19 protein-coding genes and 3 pseudogenes are annotated in these 24,357 nt (G+C 63.1%); 15 read left to right on the top strand and 7 right to left on the bottom strand.

The genetic code is table 11. The features are described 5' to 3' along the window. Positions 1-362 precede the first annotated feature (362 nt). The gene (locus FHR70_RS22535) at positions 363-1,217 is read right to left on the bottom strand and encodes a S1 family peptidase (RefSeq protein WP_183454462.1); all 855 of its coding nucleotides are present in this window, start codon (positions 1,215-1,217) and stop codon (positions 363-365) included. 229 nt (positions 1,218-1,446) lie between these two features. On the opposite strand from FHR70_RS22535, the gene FHR70_RS22530 reads away from it, so the two are divergent. From FHR70_RS22530 to FHR70_RS22520, 3 genes are all read left to right on the top strand, one after another. Beyond that, positions 1,447-1,704 (top strand): hypothetical protein, encoded by a 258-nt coding sequence (locus FHR70_RS22530; RefSeq protein ID WP_183454460.1) that lies wholly within the window; start codon positions 1,447-1,449, stop codon positions 1,702-1,704. Between the two features lie 60 nt (positions 1,705-1,764). Further along, positions 1,765-2,772 (top strand): HAD family hydrolase, encoded by a 1,008-nt coding sequence (locus tag FHR70_RS22525; RefSeq protein ID WP_183454458.1) that lies wholly within the window; start codon positions 1,765-1,767, stop codon positions 2,770-2,772. Positions 2,773-2,861: 89 nt separating this feature from the next. Beyond that, the gene (locus FHR70_RS22520; RefSeq protein WP_343058871.1) at positions 2,862-3,788 is read left to right on the top strand and encodes a hypothetical protein; all 927 of its coding nucleotides are present in this window, start codon (positions 2,862-2,864) and stop codon (positions 3,786-3,788) included. A gap of 22 nt (positions 3,789-3,810) precedes the next feature. On the opposite strand, the gene FHR70_RS22515 is transcribed toward FHR70_RS22520, so the two are convergent. Both FHR70_RS22515 and FHR70_RS24240 read right to left on the bottom strand, forming a co-directional pair. After that, positions 3,811-4,077 (bottom strand): hypothetical protein, encoded by a 267-nt coding sequence (locus tag FHR70_RS22515; RefSeq protein WP_183454456.1) that lies wholly within the window; start codon positions 4,075-4,077, stop codon positions 3,811-3,813. 70 nt (positions 4,078-4,147) lie between these two features. Beyond that, positions 4,148-4,291: pseudogene (locus FHR70_RS24240) on the bottom strand (formylglycine-generating enzyme family protein); the annotation flags it as partial. Between the two features lie 309 nt (positions 4,292-4,600). On the opposite strand from FHR70_RS24240, the pseudogene FHR70_RS22510 reads away from it, so the two are divergent. From FHR70_RS22510 to FHR70_RS24625, 4 genes and pseudogenes are all read left to right on the top strand, one after another. After that, positions 4,601-5,814, top strand: a pseudogene (locus tag FHR70_RS22510) (sulfatase-like hydrolase/transferase); the annotation flags it as partial. 118 nt (positions 5,815-5,932) lie between these two features. Next, the gene (locus FHR70_RS22505) at positions 5,933-7,222 is read left to right on the top strand and encodes a hypothetical protein (RefSeq protein WP_183454454.1); all 1,290 of its coding nucleotides are present in this window, start codon (positions 5,933-5,935) and stop codon (positions 7,220-7,222) included. A gap of 1,087 nt (positions 7,223-8,309) precedes the next feature. Further along, positions 8,310-8,888 (top strand): DUF1269 domain-containing protein, encoded by a 579-nt coding sequence (locus FHR70_RS22500; RefSeq protein ID WP_183454452.1) that lies wholly within the window; start codon positions 8,310-8,312, stop codon positions 8,886-8,888. Between the two features lie 3 nt (positions 8,889-8,891). Continuing rightward, on the top strand, positions 8,892-9,164 hold the full coding sequence (locus FHR70_RS24625) for a hypothetical protein (protein ID WP_425487893.1): 273 nt from the start codon (positions 8,892-8,894) through the stop codon (positions 9,162-9,164). A gap of 114 nt (positions 9,165-9,278) precedes the next feature. On the opposite strand, the gene FHR70_RS22495 is transcribed toward FHR70_RS24625, so the two are convergent. The 3 genes from FHR70_RS22495 to FHR70_RS22485 all read right to left on the bottom strand — a co-directional run bounded on the left by FHR70_RS22495 (position 9,279) and on the right by FHR70_RS22485 (position 10,405). Further along, a complete protein-coding gene (locus FHR70_RS22495; RefSeq protein WP_183454451.1) occupies positions 9,279-9,425 on the bottom strand; it encodes a hypothetical protein in 147 nt (48 codons plus the stop codon). A gap of 49 nt (positions 9,426-9,474) precedes the next feature. Next, the gene (locus tag FHR70_RS22490) at positions 9,475-10,011 is read right to left on the bottom strand and encodes a DUF308 domain-containing protein (RefSeq protein WP_246408455.1); all 537 of its coding nucleotides are present in this window, start codon (positions 10,009-10,011) and stop codon (positions 9,475-9,477) included. Positions 10,012-10,189: 178 nt separating this feature from the next. Further along, entirely contained in the window at positions 10,190-10,405 is a 216-nt protein-coding gene (locus FHR70_RS22485; RefSeq protein WP_183454447.1) for a hypothetical protein, read from the bottom strand. 382 nt (positions 10,406-10,787) lie between these two features. On the opposite strand from FHR70_RS22485, the pseudogene FHR70_RS22480 reads away from it, so the two are divergent. The 8 genes and pseudogenes from FHR70_RS22480 (at position 10,788) to FHR70_RS22445 (ending at position 22,322) form a co-directional block, all read left to right on the top strand. Then, positions 10,788-11,062 (top strand): annotated as a pseudogene (locus tag FHR70_RS22480) (glycine zipper domain-containing protein). A 396-nt stretch (positions 11,063-11,458) separates the two neighbouring features. Continuing rightward, positions 11,459-13,837, top strand: a complete 2,379-nt coding sequence (locus FHR70_RS22475) for a sensor histidine kinase (RefSeq protein WP_183454445.1) — start codon at positions 11,459-11,461, stop codon at positions 13,835-13,837. Between the two features lie 134 nt (positions 13,838-13,971). Next, on the top strand, positions 13,972-14,604 hold the full coding sequence (locus tag FHR70_RS22470) for a response regulator (RefSeq protein ID WP_183454593.1): 633 nt from the start codon (positions 13,972-13,974) through the stop codon (positions 14,602-14,604). Positions 14,605-14,909: 305 nt separating this feature from the next. Further along, the gene (locus FHR70_RS22465) at positions 14,910-16,427 is read left to right on the top strand and encodes an AbgT family transporter (protein WP_246408453.1); all 1,518 of its coding nucleotides are present in this window, start codon (positions 14,910-14,912) and stop codon (positions 16,425-16,427) included. A 40-nt stretch (positions 16,428-16,467) separates the two neighbouring features. Next, positions 16,468-17,670 carry a M20/M25/M40 family metallo-hydrolase gene (locus FHR70_RS22460; RefSeq protein WP_183454441.1) on the top strand — a complete coding sequence of 401 codons (1,203 nt, stop codon included), beginning with the start codon at positions 16,468-16,470 and terminating at the stop codon, positions 17,668-17,670. A gap of 91 nt (positions 17,671-17,761) precedes the next feature. Beyond that, complete coding sequence (locus FHR70_RS22455; RefSeq protein WP_183454438.1) at positions 17,762-19,591, top strand: SLC13 family permease; 1,830 nt, start codon at positions 17,762-17,764, stop codon at positions 19,589-19,591. 301 nt (positions 19,592-19,892) lie between these two features. Then, complete coding sequence (locus FHR70_RS22450; protein WP_210277751.1) at positions 19,893-21,236, top strand: metal-dependent hydrolase family protein; 1,344 nt, start codon at positions 19,893-19,895, stop codon at positions 21,234-21,236. Between the two features lie 126 nt (positions 21,237-21,362). Next, complete coding sequence (locus FHR70_RS22445) at positions 21,363-22,322, top strand: Lnb N-terminal periplasmic domain-containing protein (RefSeq protein WP_246408451.1); 960 nt, start codon at positions 21,363-21,365, stop codon at positions 22,320-22,322. Between the two features lie 79 nt (positions 22,323-22,401). Here the strand turns inward: FHR70_RS22445 and FHR70_RS22440 are convergent, their stop codons facing one another. Continuing rightward, entirely contained in the window at positions 22,402-23,469 is a 1,068-nt protein-coding gene (locus FHR70_RS22440) for an AI-2E family transporter (protein WP_183454587.1), read from the bottom strand. Positions 23,470-24,357: the final 888 nt, after the last annotated feature.

Here is a 24,357-nt window from a genome sequence, read left to right as displayed (position 1 = left end):
GGCTCTCCCCGACTCCGAAACGGATCGATGAATAGTCCCTGTCAGGAAGGGGGGAGCCATGTCGAAAATCCTGCTGCCGGTCATCGCTTTCAGCCTCGGCGCAACCATTGCAATTGCCCATGTCGGGCCTCCCACCTCGCAGCGGACCTGCGCGAAGAGGCGGTCGTGCTCGACAACGGCCCCTCCACTTACGCACGCTTCGTGAGGAGCGGCCCGAATGCACAGTCGACCAGTTCCCGAGCCGGCATGGGTATCGAGCTCCAACAACCCGCAATGCTTCATCGGGTACCGGTGCAAGGATGGCTCGGATGACTTCTGATGCTGCACGGTCGGAGGCCTCGCTAGGGTGCATCCTGCATCGCTCAGAGCGCTCGGCCGCCGATCACACTCAATGTGGAGGCCGGAACGGCCGTATTGGTCGGGCTTCCCCAGGGCGTCGGCATCACGGAATTCTCCAAGGGCAGAAATGGCAGGGAAGGCCCAGTCAACAGGCCATTCAGCACTGCGACCACGCGGCCGAGCCGGCAATCGATCACTGGCGCCCCGGACGCACCTTCATTGAGCAGGAGGCGGTTCGACCCTTGAACCTCGAGAAGGGCCAAGCCGGGATACTTTTCCGCAGCCCTCCCGGCTTCCCGGACGATGCCACGTGCGGACTTCATCTGCCCCCGGGGATAGCCGAGGACCAGGACAGTCGCGTCCTTCGACGGCACTTCCGGCTGGATATCGAGCACCTGCGCATCCGGGAACGACTCCTGCAACTCGAGGATCGCGAGATCCTCCGCCAGATCGCCGCCCTTTCTCGTTCCCCTCACACCGTTTTCGGACACCGTGCCTTGAACCGCCACACGAAGCTGGACGTGGACCGTGACATCGGGATCTCCTTCCCTGGGAGCCTGCCGCAGTTCAGCTTCCTGCCAGCCGTCAGCGGGGAGTTCGCTCGCGAAGTGCGCAGCCGTCACCAGGAAGCGCGGCGACGGGTAGAACCAGGCTGTGGCCCGCTCCCCCACAATCTCCCGTCTCCCATCGCGGCGAGGCTGACCGAAACGCCAGGAAATGCTGACAACGGAACGAGCGAACCCCGACGGGTCGACGCAAGAGCCTTCGGCTTCTTCGGCCACGGCTCGCGAGGCAATTCCATCGGGGCTGGAGATCATGGGAAGCAGCGCCAAGCCGATGGCGCAAAGCTTCACCCGGACCTGCAATGGCGTACCCATGCATTTCCTCGCTGTCCGCTTCTGGAACTGCGGAACATCGGGGCGACGCTGACGCGACAGATCCAGGAGTGGTCTCCCAACGAGGTGTCGCGCGGATTGTTCCGGTGTCTGAGGTGCTCCCCGTGCCTCTCCCGCGAGCGGGGAAGCCGTTTCGACAACGGCGGCTCCCCAGGATCGGACAGCCAGCTTGGCTGGCTTCAACAAGGATTGGCAAACAGGAGGACTGGCCATGCCACGCATGTTTCTTCTTGCCGCTCTCGGCATTCTGACGGCGGCTGCCCCGGGCTGGGCCCAGGATCGGAATGGCGGCCCCGTACTGCCCGATGGCGAGATCGCGATCCCGTCGGAGCGGACGCTCGAACGCGATGCGGTAACGCCGCCGCGGAATGAATTCTCGACCAACGACACCATCGCCACTGAGCAGATGGAGAAGCAGGATCGACGGATTGACCGTGAGGTCGAGAAGGGCATCTGCACAGATTGCTGATCACGGATCGCCCGGGTAGGCGCACCGCGCGCACGATCCAGGGCCGCAAAGGAGGCCTACATGGATATCCGATACATCAGGCTTGGCATCATGGCCCTAGTGGCCGGGTGGATTTCCGCAGCGGCCGCCCAGACCGATCCGCTGCCCTCCTGGAACGACGGTTCGGCAAAGCAGGCGATCATCGCCTTCGTCACCGACGTGACCCGCGAGGGCTCGGCGGACTTCATACCGGAACCTGAGCGGATTGCCACTTTCGACAATGATGGCACGCTTTGGATCGAGCAACCCATTTATGTCCAGTTCGCATTCGCGCTCGATCGGGTCAAGGCGCTGGCGCCGCAGCATCCCGAATGGAAGAACACGCAGCCCTTCAAGGCCGTGCTCGAAGGCGACATGGCGACGCTCGCTGCCGCAGGCGAGAAAGGAGATGTCGAGATCGTGGCCATGACCCATGCGGGTATGACACCTGCGGAGTTTCAACAGACAGTGAAGGAATGGCTCACGACCGCCAAGCACCCACGCTTCGGCCGCCGCTACGACGAACTCGTGTACCAGCCCATGCTCGAAGTGATCGCCTACATGCGGGCCAGCGGCTTCAAGACCTTCATCGTCTCGGGTGGCGGCATCGAGTTCATGCGCGCCTTCGCGCCGGAGCGGTACGGCATCCCACCATCGCAGATTGTAGGCTCCAGCATCGTTACGACATTCGAGCGGCGCGACGGCAGGCCGACACTCTTCCGGCTGCCCAAGGTCAACTTCGTGGACGATGGCCCCGGCAAACCGGTTGGCATCAACCAGCATATCGGACTGAGGCCCGTCGCCGCCTTCGGCAACTCTGACGGGGATCTCGAGATGCTGCAATGGACGACCGATGCGGGCAAACGCCGGCTCGGCGTCATCGTGCATCACACGGATGCGGAAAGGGAATACGCCTATGATCGCCAGTCGAAGGTTGGCCGCCTCGATAAAGCGCTCGATGCCGCGGCACTGGATCGGTGGACCGTGATCGACATGAAGCGGGATTGGAAGACCGTCTTTCCAGCCGGACAGGAGGATCGAGGCCGTTGATGACCATGACGGTGAAGCGCGAGAGATCTCTGGCAGCCCGAGGATGAGTGTGCTCAGATGCCTGGAAAAGGGATTGCGAGGAGGTCCATGTGATACGAACCGGTCACACCCTGCTGTCGGGCATGGCCCCGCGGCGCTTGTCCCGCCACATCGTCCTGTCGCTGTGCATCCTCGCCGGAACGGGAGGTGCGGTAGGTGCGGCCGACGTGCCGGCCGCCGCACCGTCCGTCCTCGAGGCACCGCCTGCGCCGCCGTCATGGAGCTTCCGCTTCGTGCCGTATGGCTGGCTCACGGCGCTGGATGGCACGACGACCGTGCGCGGGCGCTCGGTGAAGGTCGATGCCAGCTTCGTCGACATCGTCAAGGAGAGCGACACGCTCGTGGCCCTGATGGGCGACTTTGAGGCCCGCAATGGTCCATTTACCCTGATGACCAACGTCGTCTGGAGCAAAATCGGCCTCAAGCGCGACAACGTCCGCAGCCGGACGCTGGCGCCAGGCGTCACTGGAACCCTCGGCACATCGCTCGGCCTCGACATCGAGATGGCTATCGCCGAGGTCGGCGCCGCCTATGAGGTGGCCCGCTTCGGCGCATTGGCCTTTGATGTCGTCGGCGGGGCCCGGTACTGGTACCAGGAGGCGGACCTGTCCCTCGATGTCACGGCTGCGGTCCAGTTCGGCGACCTTGAGGTGGCCGGTTCCCGGGCCTTCGCCCGCTCTGGTTCCGTCGACTGGCTCGATCCGGTCGTCGGGGCGCGCCTGCGCTATACAGTGGCGCCGGGCCACGAATTGCTGCTGCGCGGGGACATCGGCGGGTTCGGGGTGGGCAGCGACTTCTCCTGGCAGGCCATCGGCGCCTATGGGTTCGAGCTTGGCACCTACCAAGGCATCACGTTCTCGGGCGTGATCGGCTACCGGGCGCTCTATGTCGACTATGCCCAAGGCGAGGGTCGGCAGCGCTACGAATTCGATATGCTCCAGCACGGACCGATCATTGGCCTAAGCATCCGGTGGTGACCGGGCATAGCGCATCCAGCCCTCAGCATCCCGGGCAGATGCCCTTCTCGACCTCGCGATTGATCTTCCTGTCCTGCTCATCCATCTGCTGGATCGCGGTCGCGTCGTTGCCCGAGAAATCCTTGGCCGGATCCGGCACCGCATTCCGGTCGAGCATCCTGTCAATTGCAGCGCCCGACGGGATCCGGATCTCGCCGGAAGGCAAACGGGATCCCTCCCGGTCCTGAGCCGAGGCCGGGATGGCGGTGATCAATGAACTAAGTACGGCGAGCCGCAAGTAACGTTGCATGGTCGGGACTCTCTAAGCGGGACGCATCCCTCGAAGCGACTACTGTCCCACCGCTCTCCTCGGCTTTCCGGGTGGCACGATGGACTGGGGCCTCCTCCGGATAGTGCCGATCCGAACCCATCCAGAACGTGCCGCCCAGAATCCAGACCAAGCCGGGTTGCGGTGGGTTCCTTTCGGGAGCCTCGGCAACGGGCGTGATGTCGGCAGTGGTCATGGCAGGCGTTGTCCCTTCCGGGCCGGAGTGGAGCGGCCAGTGTCGCGCGATTACGCCACGTCCGCTTGACCGAACTGGGCAGAGGCCTGACCGATCCCGGCACGTCCGCAGGATCGGCAACTCTTTCGGATTAGAGGGCTGGGATCCGTCCGTTTCTGCCAACCCGATGGCCGATTCGGTCAAGCACGCTCCCGCGAACTGCGATCCATTGCATATTTGGGAAGATGCACGCCCTTGGATTGGGGACGATCACCCTCGCCCTGGCCGCCGGGGAGCCTGGCCTGCCGTCGCTCACGGAGGATCGCCGATATGAAGAAAGCCTCGTCAGTCGCCCTGTCCCTCGCCACCGCCAGCCTCCTGGCGATCTCCGTGGTGCAAGCCCAGCAGGTAACCGGCACACCCGACGCGCCGGATGCCACCACCATCGACAGCCGGCAACTCCCCGCCCCGGCCCGGCGTTCGGTGGCGTGATCAAGGAAGAAGCCTTGCAGTCCACGCCGTGATGAGCGCCGCGTGTCGTGCCGCCCAAGGGCGCACCGAACATGCTGCTGATCATCACTGACGACGCTGGCTTCGGCGTACCCAGCACCTTCGGCGGGGTCATCCCAACGCCAGCGCTGGACCGTATCGCCAATCAGGGGCTGCGCTATAACCGGATGTTCTCCACGGCCCTGTGCTCCCCCACGCGCGCCGCGCTCATCACCGGACGCAACCACCACTCGGCTGGCTTCGGCGTCATCTCCGAGTAGTCCACGGGCTTTCCCGGCTACAACAGCATCATCGCCAAGGACAAGGCCACTATCGGCCGGATCCTGAAGGATAATGGCTATGCCACTTCCTGGTTCGGCAAGGACCACAACGTGCCTGCCTTCGCGGCTAGCCGGGCCGTTCGACCAGTGGCCGGTAGGCATGGGCTTCGAGTATTTCTACGGCTTCATCGGCGGCGACGCGAACCAATGGCAGCCGAACCTCTTCCGCAACACCACGCAGATTTATCCGTTCGAGGGCAAGCCCCCCGGGAGATGGAACCTGGTCACTGCCATGGCCGACGACGCCATCGACTACGTGAACCAGATGCACCAGATCCAGCCGGGCAAGCCGATCCTCGTCAAGTGCGCGCCCGGCGCCACGCACGAGCCTCATCATCCGACCAAGGAATGGGTCGATAAGATCAGCCAGATAAAGCTGTTCAACGACGGCTGGAACAAGCTGCCCGTCGACGTCCAGATGAGGTTCTACGACGTCTGGGGCACCGAGCAGACCTAGAACCACATGTCCGCCGGCTGGTCATGGACCTTCGACACGCCGTTCTCCTGGCTTAAGCAGAATGCCTCCCAGCTCGGCGGCGTCAACCAGAACATGGCCGTCTCCTGGCCGGCGCGCATCAAGGACAAGGGGGCCTTCGCGAGCAGTTCGTGCACGTGAGCGACATCGTGCCGACGATCCTCAAAGCTGCCGGGATCAACGCGCCGGAAGTCGTCGACGGCATCAAGCAGGCCCCGATCGAGGGCACGAGCTTCGCCTAGGCTAGAGGTCGAGAACCGATCTCAGCAACCCGGAGGGCGTCTTGCGCCCTCTGCCTCTCCGAACGCGCACCGTGCCTTATGCCTTTGGAGAGTTTCTCATCCAGGAGAACCAGGATTGATCAACGATAACCACCACGATTTGGCGTCCGCGAGTCCTAAGAAGCCTAAGAAAACGGCGAAGGAGAGATTCTTTGCCATCGACGCACGATCTTGGCCAAGAGTGTGTGAGCTTGGAATGCCTGCCGCTGTATCCTATCTCGTGCTGGCCTGCGGGTCTGGCGGCGATCAGACCGCAACGCGGTGGTCAGTGGATGCCATTACCCGGCACATGAGGATTGGCCGACCCCGTGTCAAACAAGCCATCGCATCGTTGGTATACGCAGGATTGATCAAGGTTGAGAAGGAAGGAACGCGACCACAGTATTCCATGATGCACGCTCATGAGAGGGCGAGGCCTGCCGCTCTGACAAGCGAAGAGCAGCAGATCTACAACATCATCCGCATAGGCAAGCACACCATGCCCAAGACCGGACGGCGTAACAGTGTATGGCAATCCGGAAGGCTTTACGAGACAGCAATCGCCCTTGTTCAGAAAGGTTACTTGATGGATGAGTGGGATCGTACTTTTACTATTGTTGACCTGAAGGCTGAATCCAATGAGCCTGACCTAATCTGGTTGCTGTGCAGCGTGGTTGAGGTTGTAGAGGATGTCCCGCTTACCCCTATCGAGCAGATCCGCCAGTCAAACAATATTCGCGCCCTACGGCTATTTATCGACCTGTACCATGCCCATGATCTTATCAACGGCCTTGAGATCAATTGGCGTACACCGCACGGCTTGTGGTTCAAGTATGAGCGAGTGCTGATCGGACAACGTGGCGAGTATGTCGTGTGGGGCTTCAAGCCTGTTGCCCCCTATGTCTACCCAGCGGCCTCATTCTGTGAGCTGCATCTCAACCAATCGTCGAAGAGGCCCTTCAACAATTTCTTTGACGCTTTCAAGATCCTTATTGACCTCCATCTTGTCGCCCCAATGGTCTACCTTGTCGATAGTGACAGCGAGCATGGCGAGGAGATGTGGCCTATTCACTTGTATCATGGGGAGGAGTGTGAAAAGGCTATCGGTCTCGCCGCAACGGAACTGACGTCTCTCATGTTAACTGAGGCTCAGGTGCAATGGGCCCTTGGACAGGGGCTTAAAGCCTTCTGTCCCGTGAAGAGGCATATAGCCGACGTTCAAGCGATCGGCATTTACCGGCTGCTGCATTGCCCTCACACTAAGGCAACCAAGGCTTGGCTAGCCAACTTACAGGAACAGTGCGAGGCCGCTGTCGAACGCTTTGAGGCGGTGATCGCCCAGATTGAGCCCTCTGCAGTCTTATCCGAACATGCAACATCAAGGTAGGATCAACGAGAGATCAACGTACCCTTATCTCTCGGGGGAGCACAATGTTCCGTCCTCACTTCGTTCGGACGGTCCGCAAGTACGGGAGCAGCGAATGAGAAAGAGGTCGCAGATCGACGTCTTCCTGCCCCACCTACCCTTGGGTTTGCTATGAACGTCTCTGAATCATCTACATCGCAAGCCAGAAAGCGGCCGAAGCCAATCCGCCATCATGCCCAGCGTTGTAATGGTGGATGCGTGGTTTGGTGGCTCTGCAGAGACGAGCTTAGCAGCACCGTGTGAAGCACATTTCTGGTGTATGGGCTGTCCCCAGTACCCGTTGCACCTGTTCTGTAGAAGCCGAAAGGCAAGGCCTGCTCGTCCTGCAGGATGCTAACAAATGTTAAGGTTGGGGCTCAAGAACCTAACCTCAAGCGCGTTAGATCCCGCCCATATTAGCCTCCTGCCTCATGTTCATCTATACCATCATGTCTCTGCTAAATGCCCGAAAGTCCCTGGGCTCACCTCATCTAGCGGTTAAGTCGGTAATGGCCTGAGGGCGACCTGATGGATCACTGTCTGCGTCCTAGAATTGGTTATGCTTGGCGTTAGTTTGTAGACAGACGTCTGCTCACTGCGCCAATCCGGACATTCGGTGTACTTCCGCTCCGGTGCCATGAACAGACCTTCCTGCCATGCTCCGCTTGAACAACATCGGCATCTCACCCCCTGTCTCTTGGCGGCATACAGGGCGCGACCTGCCTGTTCTTCATGGAATGGCCGCCGCGGCTTTTACCTCATCTTCGGCGAAACAGATGGTCTGCATGATCCGATCACCGATTACGGCCCAACGACGTGGCTCCGCCTAGCCATCCGGAACGCGGCAGAAGCACCGAATGGGTCAAGCCGGCAACCGAGACACCTAAATCCACCCTGAGCACGCCGTTCGCGGAAGGACCCTGGGTCGCCTGAGGGACTGATTTCCGCCCGTCAGTTCAGGCGTTTCCCGGCCTCGACTCGGGGTTCGCCCCGATACTCCCGCCGCTCGGATCCGGTACTCTTGCGGCTTGTCGCGGCCCGCCCGGGTCGTTGCGTGAGGAGGACAGCTATGGCTGAACTAGTGGTCGTCGGGTTCGACTGCCTGACCGATGCGGATGGCGTCCTGACCGAACTGACGCGGCTGCAAAAAGAATATCTCATCGATCTTGAGGATGCCGTCGTCGCCATCCGCGGCCAGGATGGGTCCGTGCGCATCAAGCAGAGTGTCAATCTCGTGAGCCTCGGCGCTGCCGGAGGTGGCCTGCGCGGAGCAATGTGGGGCAGCCTCATCGGCCTGCTGTTCCTCAACCCGCTCGCCGGGTTCGCCATCGGCGGCGCCGTCGGCGCCGGCTCTGGCGCCCTCTCCGGAAGCATGCTCGATTACGGCATCAACGATGACTTCATCAGGTCGATCGGCGACACGCTCAAACCCGAGACCTCGGCCCTGTTCCTGCTGATCCGCAAATCTCAACCCGAGAAGATCCTGGCCGAGCTGTCGGGGTTTAAGGGACACGTGATCCGCTCCTCGCTGTCGCCCGAGCAGGAAGCCAAGCTCCAGGCGGCCCTCGCGCGCGCCCATCCGCCGAGCCCAAGTGACGGCGTCGAGGCCGCGGGCGCCGCAGTGGCGTCATTGCCCGGCACGGGATGACCGGTGCAGTTCGGCAAAGGAGGTCGACGTGATCACACGACGGCTCCTCCTGAACTGGCTGGTCGGCGCGGCGGTGGCCATCCCGCTCGGCTCGTCCGCGTCGACCGACGCAGACGCCCAGCCCCGTCCCGAACATCGTCGCCACGCCCCCGTCGTCCAGGAGGCTCTCCCTCGCCGCGGGGACGGGAGCGTCGGCCACGGCCCCGTCGCGGGTTCGTCTGGGTGCCGGGCCGTTGGGTCTGGAGCGCTCGCCGCGGGGAGTGCGCAGGGCAATGAGCGTGGATCCTCTGAGCCCGTTCCTGAACCCCGGAGGCTTGAACGGTGAAGGGGCCCGCCATGCGTTTGCTTCGGAACGCCTTGCTATCGCGGCTGTTCAGCTTGCGGTGGATCCTACTCGGTGTCGCGGTCGTGATGGGTGCGCTCGCTGTCGGTGCGACGATTTGAGAGCCGGGAGCGGTCTCCCACGGACAGGAATCGCAGGAGCCTGAGCACGGCCTCGGGCCAGGAGAGCACGATAAGGAAAGCTATCGCAGCCATCACGGTCGCCCCATGATTGCCCTCAGGTGATGTCCCACCACGACCGGAGCTACACCGTCCTGGCTCTCCGAGAAAAGGCGTACCCGAGCCATGCGGCACCGTGTACCATCAGATCAACCCCGAGCAGCAGCCCGAAGACCCAGAGACCGATCTTCGGGAACTCGGTCAAGACAATGACGCCCGCCATGACGCCGAACGCACCGGACAGCAGCATCACCCAGCCGCTCTCCCACCACCGCCTCCATCCGAGCAGGATCCTGACGGTGCCTGACAGCAGGAGCAGCAGGCCGAGTCCGTAGGTGAGCAGCAGTTCGCCGGAACGGGTGGACCGGGCGACACCAGAGGCTACGACCGTCTCACCCGAGCCGGCCCCGTCGAGGAGAACGATGCCGGCGGCCACGTACAGGAAGCCAAGGAGCGCCTGCCAGGCGAGACCGCCCCAGCCTCTCGTCCATACGGCATGGATGATCTCGAAGGCGCCGACCGCAATGGCAGCGGCCCCGATGAAGGCTGAACTGACGAGCACGGCAAATGCAACGTCGGCCAGGACGGCCAGTCCTGTCAGGATCATGACGGCACCTAACATCAGGCGAATCCAACCGGGAGGTCTTATCGGGGTATCATTCGAAGGGGTGGAAACGGTATCAGGAATCATCATGGCTTTCTCCATGCTCCGTTCCTCGATCCGGGCGTTGGACCGCCCCGGAGAACCGATGGCGACCGACCGGGCAGCGGCGCCAGCGCCGGGCCACCGATCAGGCAGCCTAGCCAAGCCGGGCGGCCAGGATGCGGAACAGGAGCGCGAGCAGGGCACAAATCACACTGCCGATCAGGTCCGGGGAGACCTTCATCGGGAGGTTTGCCAGACCCAGGGCTGTCGCAATCGCGAGGGTCACCATCAGCACGGCGGCGGCGAGCAGGATCCAACTCAGGCCATACAGCAGGAGTGCCGAGATGTTGAACCCAATGCGGATGCGCATGCTTCGCTCCCATCGCGATCGACCTGCCCCTTGCGGCGGTTTCCCCGCCTGGCGGCGCAGCAGGGAGATGCGGTCTCTCGCCGATGACATGGCTCCCACACGAGAGTACCGCTGTCAGGCCGCGACACCATCGGGTGTAACCCTCAGCGGGAGTGGGAATTGCCCTGAAGACGCGTAGAAAAAAGCAGCCTGCGCCGAACGGCTTGGCCTCCATCGGCTTCCGCACCTGCCCACCAGAGTTGGTTGGAACCTACCCGCCTGGGATCCCGCACCCGACGATCCCAGGGTTTCCCCACTATCCGAACCAACCGCAAGGGAAGAACCTGTCGTCACCTGCGACACGTCGCGGGTCAGCGATCCGCAACTTCGAAGGGGAAGTCCGATGAGGAAGACCACGACAGTCATCGCCGCTGCTGCGCTCACGCTCTCCGTCGCGGCGTGCGAAACCCAGGCGATCGGGCCGTCAGTGGCGCTGCCATTGGCGGCCTTGCGGGAGCCGCGATCGGCGGAGCGGCCACGGGTCGGGTCGGCGGTGCCTTGGCCGGAGGGGCGATAGGCGCGGCAGGCGGCGCGATTGTCGGCAGCGCGACCGCGCCCAGGAATCCGTGCCCCTATGGCACCTATCGCGACCGCTTCGGCAACATCTACTGCCGTTGAGGGAGGCGTGGGCTGGAACGGACGGGACAATGCCCCCGTTCCAGCCAAATTGAGTTGGCGGACCTTACCGATGCCGCACTCTCCTGCATGGGCATGATCTCACCCGTCCCAGGGTAGGATGCAGATCGTCGAGGGTTGCCCGCGTATGCATGCGCCCTTGCTTGTGCCTATACTAACATGGGTTTATCCTCCAAGACGACTGGCCAGCCTCGCAATTCCGACGGGAAGATCCAATTCCTGCGCGATCCTATAGCCATCAGGTTTTGAGAGCATTATCCTTTCATTAGGGAGGACTTCTCGCTGAGAGCGGCGTCCGCTCCCGTGGAGCTCTCCGGTCCTATGTGTCTTGTTAAGTCCGGTAACGTGCCCCGAAATACGATCTGAGCGGGAGGCTCCATGTTCTCCTCTGTGGATCTCAGACTCCCGACGCTTGGTGTCGCCGACCGCGGCGACACCCACCGATCGATCATTCTCATCGCGGCTTCCACGATCGGCCTCTCCCTCCTGACCACGTGGACGGCCGTGTTCTGGCACGCCTATGGGGCCCGGCATGAGATCGCCCATCACGGTTTGGTGACAGCCATCTCGGCGACTCACACGATCGAGCGTGAGGCGCAGGCCATGGGATACCTTCTCAAGGGGCTGTCCCAGTCGCCGTTACTTAAGACCGGCGATCTCGAAGGGTTTCATCGCCAACTCCGGGCAACGCCCCGACCGGATGGGGCCTGGTTCACGCTTTGGGACCGCGACAGGGTGCTTCTCAGGACCAGGGACCCCTTCGGAGCCACCCTGCCCCGCATTGATGAGCTTTCCGGCATCCGAGAGCAGTTCGAGGCGATCCGCACTAAGAGCCTCATCATGTCGGACCGCATGCACTCCCCGTCCGTCGGGCTCTGGATCGTTTCGATCAGCCTTCGCCTGGACGACGCAGGCGGGAAGATGAACGGGGTGCTGTCGCTTCACGTACCGGAGATGCACTTCAACAATGCCGTCCGGAATGCCGTCCGCCCGACCGAGTGGGGAACAGTCCTCCTAGACCGCAAGCTCCAGCGGCTCGTCACCGGTGCGGTCGAATGGGGCGCGGCCCCGTTGCCCGGACCGGCCTCGCTGCTTTCCGGCCGCAGCGGCGAGTTTGAAACCATCGAAGGCTACCTCACCACCTTCGAACGGTCATCCGGGACCGGGTATACGGCCGTTTCTGTCCTCCCCACGACCCTGTCTAACGCACCTATCCGCCGTGCGCTCTACCAGTCGTTGCTCGCCACCCTCGCCCTCTTCCTGATCGGTGGCATCGCCGTCCGGGCCCTGCTGCGCAACGTGGGACCTATCGACTCCCTCAGGCTCACCGCATTGGCCACGAGAAGCGAACTCGTGGCTGCCAACGCGCGGATGGGCAACATCCTCGAGAGCATCACGGACTGCTATTTCACTCTCGACTACTCCTACCGCATCACGAATACCAATTCAGCGACCTTGCGGTGGTGCGGCAAGTCTCGCAGCGAGCTCATCGGGCGGCGCTATCTCGACTTGGTCGATCGTCACTCAGCCTGCGCGGAGGCAGTGGTGCAGGCGGTCGAACACCGCAGGGAATATCGGGGCGAGGTTCCGTCCGCCCTGCGCCCCGACCGCTTCATCGAACTGCGCGCATTTCCATCACCCGAGGGCGCCAGCGTCTATTTCTGCGATGTCACCGATCGGGTCCTCGCCCACCGCGCCACAGTCGAGGAGCGGGAGCTTCTCCAGGCCTCGCTCGATGCCCTCACCAAGCAGATCGCCATCCTCGACGGGCATGGCCGCATCATCGCCGTAAACCAGGCCTGGTGCCGTTTCATCGATGCTACGCAACCGAACGTCCCTGCGCACGGCACCGGATCCAGGTACCTCGATGTCGCTGTGCCCGGCGAACAGCGTTTCAGCGCGATGGAGGACGTGATCGCGGACATTCGCCCCGGCTTCCAGGGCCTCTACCAGACCACCTCCCCCGACGGCGACCGCTGGTTCATGATCCGAGCCCGCCGCTTCCGGATCGGGGGCAAGGCCCGCATCATCGTGTCCCACGAGGAGGTCACTGAACTGATGATTGCCAGAGCCTCTGTCAACGAGCTGTCGGAGCGACTGCTGACGCTCCAGGACGAGGAGCGCCAGCGCATCGCAGCGGAGCTCCACGACTCCACGACGCAGTACTTGGTCGCCGTCGGGCTCAACCTGATGAAGATCGAGCGGCTGCTGCCGCAGCGGGACGGGCAACGGCTGCTCGACGAGATCGACCATCTGCTGGAGGAGGCTCTAAAGGAGCTGCGCCTGTTCACCTACCTGCTGCATCCGGCCAGCCTCGAGGAGAATGGCTTCCGCGAGGCAGTCCGGGCCTTCGCCGACGGCTTCTCCGATCGCACAGGACTGGAGGTCGCATGCCGGTTCGACGGAGGAGCGGATCGCCTTCGGGTCGAGGTCCGCCGGGCCCTGTTCCGGATCGTCCAGGAGGCCTTGTCGAACGTTCACCGCCATGCCGCTGCATCACGTGTGACCGTCAACCTGCGCAACACGCCGGACGAGGTCATCCTGTGCGTTGCGGACGACGGCCATGGGATGCAGGCAAACCCAGTCGCCTCTAAGATCGGCAAGCCGACCCTGGGCGTGGGCATCCCGGGTATGCGCATCCGCTTGCACCAGTTCGGCGGCACCCTCCGGATCCGGACCGGGCGCACCGGGACCGTGATCCGCGCCCGCGTTCCCCGCAAACCAGAGAACTTGGCTGGCGCTGGCCATGGTCAATAGGCAGGGACCGGCCCGACACTTCGCTCCACACGCCTACGGCCTCATCCCGCCGGATTTCGGGGTTTCACCCGAGTGTCATGGCAAACTATCGGGGGTATGAAGGGAAATCGCCGCGAATGGCACGATCCTCGACTATGACCCGCATCCTGATCGCCGATGATCATGACGTCGTCCGTTCCGGGCTCCGCGCGATCCTGGGGGACCAGCCGGGCTGGGAGGTGGTCGCCGAGGCCGAGAACGGCCGGCAGGCGGTCGAACTCGCGGCGGAGACGCAGCCGAACGTCGCTATCCTCGACTACCAGCTCCCGCTCCTCAACGGCGTCGATGCAACCCGACAGATCCGGGCCTTCCAACCTCAGACCGAGGTGTTGATCTTCACGATGCACGGCAGCGAGCCGCTGATCCGGGAACTGCTCGAGGCGGGCGCACGGGGCTACCTGCTCAAGTCTGACGCCCGGCGCTTCCTGATCAGCGCGGTCGAGACGCTGGCCCGGCACCAGCCGTACTTCACCGGACGCGTTTCGGAGACCCTGTTGAGTGCCTATCTCGCCAATGGCCATGTAACGGGAGATGTCCTGACTTCCCGGGAGCGCGGCGTCGTGCAGCTCATCGCGGAGGGACGTACGAACAAGGAGGCTGCCCAGCTCCTGGGCATTAATCTGAAGACCATAGAGACCCATCGCGCCGCGGCGATGCGCAAGATAAACGCGCATACGTCTGCTGATTTGGTCCGCTACGCGATCCGGAACAAGATGGTCGATCCGTAGATCGGTTCGAGGCACTTACGGGCGGCTCCGATCCTCCGGCCGGCGGATCGATCGGTCATGGGCGAGCCCTTGCCGTTCGGGGATCCTCCGGTGTTTCACCGCCTCGCCCAAGGGTTTGCCCTAATAGGCAGATCGCCCGACGGAGATCAGCATCGGGAGACGTTTCGTCGGCATACGACGCAAGGATGTGCCTCCAGGGCAACGGAAGACCGCAACCCCGTATGATGGGCGCGGGCGCGAGGCAGGCTATGACAAGCACCACGCGAGATATGAAACGCAGCGCGGAAGTCGCGCCGAAAACCGCGATGCAGCGGTTTCTTGACGGCGTCGAGCGCGTGGGGAACATGGTTCCCCATCCCGTGGTCATTTTCCTGATCCTCATCGGCATTGTCATCGTGCTCTCGGCCGTGCTCAGCTTGTTCGGGGCGGCCGTCTCCTTCGAGCGCATCAACCCGGACACGCACCAGATCGAGACGGCGACCACGGAGATCCGCAGCCTGCTGACCATGGACGGCATCCGCTTCATGTACGAGTCGCTGATCCCGAATTTCATGGGTTTCACTGCAGTCGGTCTCATGATCGTCGCGATGATCGGCGCGGGTGTGGCCGAGGAATCCGGCTTGGTCACCGCGCTGATCCGGAAGCTCGTCATCGTCTCGCCGGCCTGGGCGCTGACCTATATCCTGTCCTTCGTCGGCATCCTCGCCAGCATCGCGGCCGACGCGGGCTATCTGGTCCTGATCCCGCTCGCAGGGATCGCCTATCTGGCAGTCGGACGCCATCCGCTGGCGGGACTTGCGCTCGGTTTCGCCGCCGTGGCCAGCGCCTTTACCGTCAACATGCTGATCAAGCCACTCGACGCCGTGCTCGTCGAATTTACCAATGACGCGGCGCATCTCGTCGATCCCAACCGTTCCATCGGCCTTGCCTCTAACGTCTGGTTCTCGTTCGTCTCGGTGCTGTTCCTCACCATGGTCGTCGCCTTTATCACCGACCGTATGATCGCGCCCCGCCTGGGAACGTACGACTCGAAGCTGGCCGCGGAAGGAACCACGACGGAGCAGAACACCGCACTGTCGGAGCAGGAGTCGCGCGGCCTGCGCTACGCCGGTCTTGGGCTGCTTGGACTGATCGCGGTCTTCTGCCTGCTAACCCTTCCCTCGTTTGCACCGTTGCGCAATCCCGACACCCGGGAACTCATCGGCAACTCGCCCTTCATGAATGGCTTGATCGCGCTGATCATGCTGATGTTCCTCCTGACTGGCTGGGCCTACGGCATTGGCGCTGGCACTCTCAGGACACTACCTGAGGTCATCGCGGCGATCGAGAAGTCGATCAAGAGTCTCGGCGGCACGATCTTCCTGTTCTTCGTCCTGAGCCAGTTCGTAGCCTACTTCACCTTCACCAACATGGGCACGGTGATGGCCCTCAGCCTGTCCAGTGCTCTGCAAGCGGCCAACATCGGCGCGCTGCCGCTGCTGCTCGGCTTCATCGTCGTCGTGGCGATCATCGACCTGCTGCTGACCGGTGCGATCGCGAAATGGGCGATCTTCGCCCCGGTCTTCGTGCCGCTGCTCATGAAGCTCGGGGTCGAGCCGGAGGCGGTGCTCGCGGCATATCGCGTCGGTGACTCGCCGATGAATGCGATCACGCCCCTGAACGCATACTTCGCCCTCGTCGTCGGGTTTGCGCAGAGATACGACCGGACGGCGGGCGTCGGCACGATCGTGTCGCTGATGCTTCCCTATGTGGTGTGGATGTTCATTCTCTGGACTGCCCTCTTCGCCCTTTGGAAGATGCTCGGCTTGCCCTGGGGAGTGTGATCCGAGATCGATGCAACGACGCAAGTACAGGAGTGAGCTGATGGGCAACCCTGCAATTTCCCTCGATGTCGCCGCCGCGGAAGATCACCTGATGCGGTTCCTGTCGGTTGAGGGCGTCACCGGACAGGAGGCGGCAATCGCGGCCGCTGTCTCGGACGCACTCAGGAAGGCGGGCGTGCCGGCGTCCGCGATCCGCTTCGACGACGCGCACAAGCGCATTCCCGTCCCGACGGAAACGGGCAACCTGATCGTCGATCTGCCCGGAACGCGGCCCGGCCCGCGCTTGCTGTTCTCGACCCATCTCGACACGGTGCCGCTCTGCGCCGGTGCCAAACCGCGGCGCGATGGCGACCGGATCGTGGGGGACGGCACGACGGCCCTCGGCGGCGACGATCGGACCGGATGCGCCGTTCTCGTTATCCTTGCGGAGACGCTCCTGAAGCACGACCTGCCGCATCCGCCCATCACATTGCTGTTCACCGTCCGCGAGGAAAGCGGCCTTCATGGCGCGCGCGAGCTCGACCCGGCCGATCTCGGAGGCGCCCTCATGTGCATCAATGTCGATGGCCAGGATCCGAACGACCTGATTGTCGGCGCCGTCGGCCAAGAGAACTGGGAGGTCGAGATCGTCGGCAAGGCTTCGCATTCGGGCGTCGCGCCCGAGAAAGGTATCTCGGCGACGCTGGTCGGTGCGGTCGCCCTTGCGGAGGCGCAGCGCGAAGGATGGTTCGGCAAGGTGGTGAAGGCCGGTGACCGCGGCACGAGCAATGTCGGGATCTTCGGCGGCAAGGACGGCAAGGCTGCCGGAGACGCCACCAATGTCGTGACGGACTATGTCTACATCAAAGGCGAGGCGCGAAGCCCGACATTGGCCTTCGCGACGGCGATTGCAAAAGGCTTTGAACAAGCCTTCCAGAAGGCCAGGAACGAAGTGAAGGATCATGAAGGCGAAATTGCCGCCGTGACCTTCACGCATAAGCCGTCCTACCCACCGTTCAACTTGGATGAGACCACGCCCGTCGTGCGGCGCGCGACCAAGGCCATGACCATGCTCGGCCTCGAACCCAATTACGTGTTCTCGAATGGCGGCCTTGATGCCAACTGGCTCGACAAGCACGGCGTCCCCACCGTGACCATCGGCGCCGGCCAAGCGGAGATCCACACGGTCAAGGAGTACGTGAACCTGCCCGAATTCGCGATGGGGTGCCGCCTCGCGCTGCTGCTGTCCACGATCGAGGACTAGCACATCGCGCGGGACCGAAGGTTCGTGTCGACAAGGAGCGGACCTGGATTCGTCCAGACGCTTTCAAACGGCCGCACGAGGAGATGAGCGCTTGAGTCCGATCACTTCCATCGCCGTCATCATCGCCGCTGCCGTCGTGCTGTTCATCTGGAACAGGCTGCCTGTCGTCGTCGTCGCCATGGGCGTCGCACTGGCGCTGTGGGCGACGCAGATCCTCACCCTGGAACAGGCGCTGAGCGGATTTGGCGATTCCGCCGTGATCTTCATCGCCTGCCTTTTCGTCGTGAGTACAGGCCTCGAGGCGACCGGCGTCACCGCCTGGGCCGGCCAGCTCCTGATCCGATGGGCGGGGGAGAAGAGCCGCACGCGCCTCCTCCTTCTCACCATGGGCCTCGTGTCGCTTTTGACCGCGCTGATCAGCGTCAACGGCGCGGTCGCCGCCCTGCTGCCGGTCGTGGTCGTCATGACGGTCCGTCTTAGGCGCAAGTCCTCGCAGCTCCTGATACCGCTCGTCTTCTCCGCCCATGCCGGATCGATGCTCGCGCTCACGGGCACGCCGGTGAACGTCCTCGTCTCGGAGGCGGGGCTCGACGCCGGGGTCGGTGGGTTCGGCTTCTTCGAATTTGCCCTCGTGGGCATCCCCCTGCTCGCCGGCACGATGGCCATCATCATCCTCTTCGGCGAAGGGCTTCTGCCCCAGCGCAACGGCGCCAAGATGCCGGCGGACCTCAGCCGCCATGCCAGGACGCTGGTGGAGCAGTACGGCCTGGCCGACGGCATCTTCCAGATGCGCGTGCGGGCGGACTCGCCCTACGTCGGCCTTTCCCCGTCTGACATCGATTTCTCGTCGTTTCCCGGCTTGCACCTCGTCGTCGCCCAAGAAGGCGAGAGCGCCACTCCGCTTCGCCGTCCCGTGGCGGAGAGCGACCATCTCCTCGTGCGCGGGAATGCCGAAGCGGCCGCGTCCCTCGCCGCGCGGATGCATCTCTCGTTCCGCGAGGACATGACTTTGGACCAGAGCGAGGAAACCCTCTTCAATCGCCAGTCCGGCCTGGCCGAGGTGGTGATCCCGCCGCGCTCCGGGCTCATCGGGCAGACCATGTTCCCGGGCATGGTCACCGACAGCGGCGACCTCATCGTCCTTGCGGTGCAACGGGCCGGAGCGGAGATCAACACGGACGCGCCGAAATCCGGCCGCGGCGTCGCGCTGCGCGCCGGCGACACACTGCTGCTCCAGGGCACTTGGAAAGCCCTCGATGTTCACCTCAGCGATCCGGACGTGCTGGTGGTGAACTCGCCCGAACTGGTGCGGCGTCAGGCGGTGCCCCTCGGACCGGGAGCCTACCAAGCGATTGCGGTGCTGGTCGGAATGGTCATCCTGCTCGCGACCGGCCTGGTGCCACCCGCCGTCGCAGGCCTCTTCGCGGCCGGGGCCATCGTCCTGTCGCGGATCCTGACCGTCGAGCAATCCTATCACGCCATCGAGTGGACGACGGTGATCCTCGTCGGCGCGCTGATGCCTCTGTCACTCGCGATGGTGGAGACGGGAACAGCACAGCTCATGGCCGAGGGCCTGGTCGACCTTGTCGGCGATGCAGGCCCCTATGCGCTGCTCGGCGGCCTGTTCGCGCTCACTGCACTTCTCGGCCAGTTGATCAGCAATACGGCAACCGCGCTGATCGTCATTCCCATCGGCGTGGCAGCCGCGGCGAGCATGGGCATCTCGCCCCGCCCGGTTCTCATGAGCACCGCCGTCGCCGCGGCGGGTGCTTTCCTGACCCCCATCGCAACGCCAACCAACCTGATGGTCATGGGGCCGGGAGGCTATGCCTTCAGCGATTACTGGAAACTGGGTCTGCCCCTGCTCCTCTGGTTCTTCGTCGTTTCGGTCTTCCTGGTGCCGCTGATCTGGCGGTTTTGACCGGCCGTCTACGAATGGGCATCGGCCCGGTCCCGACGTTCACTCCCAGCCAGCTCCGGTATTTCCCTGTCTCCGGCCAGGGTTTCCCCCAATAGCCATGCCGACTGATGGGAGCGAAGCTCCGAGGCGGGCGGACCTGAGCGGACAACCCGACACGGGGTTTCACATGATGCTCACGAGGATGATTTCGGAGCTGTTCCGGAACTCGAAGAAGCGGACGGCAGGTGCGGCACACGAAAGCAGGTCGCCCAAAAGCCCTGCCAGGGGATCGGCCGAGGGTAGCAAGAGCCGGGCGTCGCTATTGCCGATAGCAGCCGGCACGTTCTTCATTGTCGCCTGCCCGGCGGCGCAGGCCCAATCGCCTGCCCCGATCCGCAACACGTCAACGCTCTTCGAGAATGTCCGCATCTTCGACGGCAGGGGCGCGACGCTGTCGCCCTCCTCCCACGTGCTGGTCAGGGGCAATGTCGTCGAGCGCATCTCCACCGCCCCTATCGATGTCCGCAACGACCCCGATGTCCAGGTCATCGCCGCGGAGGAACGCGTGCTGATGCCCGGCCTGATCGACATGCACTGGCATACGATGATGGTGAGACCGACACCCATGATGCTCCTGACCAGTGGGATTGGCTATTCCAACCTGCTGGCCGGGGTCGAAGCCATGGCCACACTCATGCGGGGTTTCACCACCGTCCGTGACCTGGGAGGTCCCTCCTTCGATCTCAAGCGAGCCATCGACACGAGCCTGGTGCCGGGACCACGAATCTATCCGTCCGGCGCCGTGATCACGATTACCAGCGGTCACGGCGACTTTCGCCAGTTCTCCGACCTGCCAAGAACCATCGGAGGCATGCTCGCCCGTGTCGAGCAGCTTGGCGGAAGCATGATCGCTGACAGTCCGGACGAGGTGCGGCTGCGGGTGCGCGAGCAGCTCATGCAGGGTGCATCGCAGATCAAGCTCACGGGCGGCGGCGGCGTGGCCTCTCCGTTCTCTCCGCTCGATGTCTCGACCTTCACCGAGGCCGAGTTGCGCGCCGCCGTCGAGGCGGCCGAGAACTGGGGCACCTATGTCTGCACCCATGCCTACACCAGTGCTGCGATTCAGCGCTCGATCGCGGCAGGCGTGAAGTGCATCGAGCACGGGCACCTGATGGATGAGACCACGGCGCAACTGATGGCCGAGAAGGGTATCTGGCTGAGCACGCAACCCTTCCTCGACCTGAGCGCCGCCAACGGACTAGGGCCGGCGGAGCAGGCCAAGTTGGCCCAGGTGGTCACCGGCACCGACACCATCTATGCCCTGGCGAAAAAATACAGGATCAAAACGGCATTCGGAACGGACATCCTGTTCTCCGAGGCCCTGTCGAAGCGGCAAGGAGCCATGCTCGCCGCCCTCGCCCGCTGGTACACGCCCGCCGGGGCGTTGGTCATGGCGACGTCGACAAATGCCGAATTGCTTCAACTGTCCGGCCTGCGCAATCCCTATCCGGGCAAGCTCGGCATCGTTGAAGAGGGAGCGTTGGCGGACCTTCTGCTGGTCGACGGAAATCCGTTGGAGGACATCGACCTCGTTGCCGATCCGGACCGAAACTTCCTCATCATCATGAAGGATGGCAGGATCTACAAGAATGCGCTCCCCAAGTGAGGTCCCGTTCCGAAGGGGACCTTCGGCCTGAGCGGGAGCTGACAAGCAGGTGCCAGGGTGAAGCTCCAGCCGAGATCGCACGGTCCGTTTCTGTCCAGATCCTTCCGCTTCCTGATGGCGGGATTTATGTTCCTGTTCTGGATGGTGCTGATTGCGTGGGGTGCTCTGGCCATCTACTACTCGAACCTGCCATGGGCTGGGCTGCGCCTAGGGCTGGCAGCAGCCTTTGCAGCTTTCTCGGTCTGGGCGCTCTGGTTGTCGCGTCAGCCACGTAAGTCCGCCGTCGTAGTCGGGCTGTTTCTCGGGGTGGTTGCGTGGTGGGCGACCATCCAGCCCTCGCATGATCGCCCATGGCGGCCGGAGGTTGCGGTGATGCCGCGAGCCTTCATCAACGGCGATCACGTGCGGCTCACCGGGGTGCGTAACTTCGACTATCGCAGCCGCGACGATTTCACGGTACTATACGAGGAGCGCGAGGTTTTTCTGTCCCATCTGAGCGGCCTCGACTTCTACGTTTCGTACTGGGCCGAAGGACCAGTCGGGCACACTTTCCTGAGTTTCCTTTTCGACAATGTGCCGCCACTGAGCATATCGATCGAAACCCGTCCGGAGGTTGGTGAGGGCTTTGCCCCTCTGGCCTCCCTCTTCAAGCAATTCGAGTTGATCTACGTGGTGGGAGATGAGCGTGATATCGTTGGCGTGCGCACCAATCACCGCCGTGAGGCGGTGTACCTTTACCGCCTCAACACCTCTGCCGAGGACGTTCGTCGGCTCCTTCTGATCTATCTCAACCGAATCAACGAACTGGCCGACCGGCCAGAGTGGTACCACCTGCTGAGCAACAGTTGTACGATCAACATCGTCCGTTATGCCAATGCCGCCGGTCGGGAGGGACGGTTCGACATCCGCCATCTCCTCAATGGACTGATTGACAGCTACCTCTATCACTCGGGCCGCGTAGACACGACGTTGCCGTTCGAGGAGTTGCGGCAGCGCTCCCTCATCAACGAGGCCGCCCAAGCCGCGGATGGCACCCCCGATTTCTCAGAGCGCATCCGCACAGCCCTGCCGACAACTTCCCGCTGATACGTTCCGTCACCCAACAGCCAAGCGGTGAATCCCCATCGGGTCGATGATGTCCCAATGGCTGGGCAAGGCAAGCGCCTCAGGGCTTAGGCCCGGAATCCTCCCGTTTCGGAGCATCTCCCGCATGAGTCCCTGAGACCGTCCCATCGGGCGATCCGAGCAGGACCGCCAGCCAGTGGGTGGACGGGCTCTGGGCGCAGAAGGCGAGTGCGGTCACCGTGATCGGAACGCCGATGAAGGTTCCCGACAGGCCCCATAGGTAAGTCCAGAGGAATACCGACAGCAGAACGGCAAAGGGCGACAGCGACAGCGCCCGGCCGGACAGGCGCGGCTCGACATAGTTCCCGACCACGAACTGGATGACATTCAGGCAGACGAAGATGGCGATCACTGCCTGCCAGGTCTCATACTGCACGACGGCGAGCAAGGTCGGCAGCAGAGTGGCGATGAAGGGCCCGATGAAGGGGATGTAGTTCAGCGTAAAGCCGATGACGCCCCACTCCGCCGCCAGCGGCAGGCCAAAGAGTACCGCAACAGCCCAGACAAGCAACCCGGTCAGGACGCTCATGAGAGTGCGCACCACCATGTAGCGCCGGATCTTGTCGGCCGCCTGGGCCGTGCCAGCGTAGAGGACATGTGCGGCATTGCGGTTCGGCAGAGCCTGGACCTTGCGGGCTGTTGACTCGACCTCGAGGAGGCCGAGGATCACGTAGACGAGAACGAGCAGCCAGAAGCTCAGGATCGTGTTCGCCTGTCCTGTGAGACCCCGTACCACGCCCACGATCCATCCGGCATTGAGATGCTCGGCCCACAGCCCCGCGACCGCGACCCCGTGCCCATCGAGCCAAGCCGCGGCCTGGTCATAGAGCGCCTCGAACCGCCCCAGATTGGCGATGATCCACCGACCGACGCGGCTCGACGCCCAAAGGACGAGCGAGGCCAGACTGCCGAATGCCACCATGAGAACCAGAAAGCTGACCGCCAAGGCAGGCAGGGCCGAAATCCTTACCTGGAGCCGCGACTGCAAGGGCCAGACCTGGGCGATCAGGAACAGCGCGAAGGCCACGGGCGCGACGACCGCCTTGGCGATGGAGACAGCCCCCAGGATGATCACCGTCGCGACCGCGACCCAAGCCCAGCGTGCCACACCGGCGGCCGATCCTGCATGCACGCTGCTGCCGAAGGGAAATCGGGGCCGATCCACACCGCTCCTCCCGAGCTGACGGACCGTAGGTCGACGGATGCCCTGAGGCCATCAGGGTGCCATCGCACCCGCGGGTCCTCGGAACAGGCTATCATCGAGTACCCCGACACGCACCTGTCTTCCGGATTTCCCGTGGCCGGGGATGGACGTTAGAACTTCTATCGATGGATGTGATTGGCGTGCTTCTTGATAACCCCATAAGTGCTGCGGAAGGTCCGTAACGGGTTACCCAGGGAAATTGCATGTACCTTGGGAATGTCTACTGCTCTCCGCTCTTGCAGACATTCGGTTTACTTCAGCCCCGTGCCAGAAGCGGCCATTCGCATGCCGCGCTTTATCTGTCGTGGCGGGCACTATTCGCGGAAAACGTCAGTTGGGCAGCGCATAGGTGCTGGGTGTGACCAACGGCGACTGCTTCAGACCCAAAAACTTCACTGATCGTACTTGATAGGCGCGTCAGTGGATTCGGGGCTGTCGAGAGGCGGATCAACCCAGAACTCAGCCAGTCCAACTGCACCAATGCGGATCGCTCTGAAATCAAGGACGAAGGACCGTATCCCAAGCCCGATTTTAGTTATGATGCTCTTCATCGTTAAAGCCATGAAAATTGGACTCTATACTTCCGTCGAAAAGCGAGCCTCATACGCTTCCAACTTGTATGGACGTCTGCCGCGGCTCACTGTCGACCCCGGATATGCTGGTACTGTCGAACAAGGGCAGACTCAGTTCAGATCAAGCCGCGTTCGACTGGCCGCCATTCAAGGCGACCTTGAAGTCCGCCGCCGTCTTGGCCTTGATCTCCTCGACCGTCACGCCGTCGGCGAGCTCGAT

Origin of the sequence: Microvirga lupini (genome assembly GCF_014191055.1) — a bacterium.
Taxonomy (GTDB): Bacteria; Pseudomonadota; Alphaproteobacteria; order Rhizobiales; family Beijerinckiaceae; genus Microvirga; species Microvirga lupini_A.
This window is presented reverse-complemented; position numbering and strand designations above follow the sequence as displayed.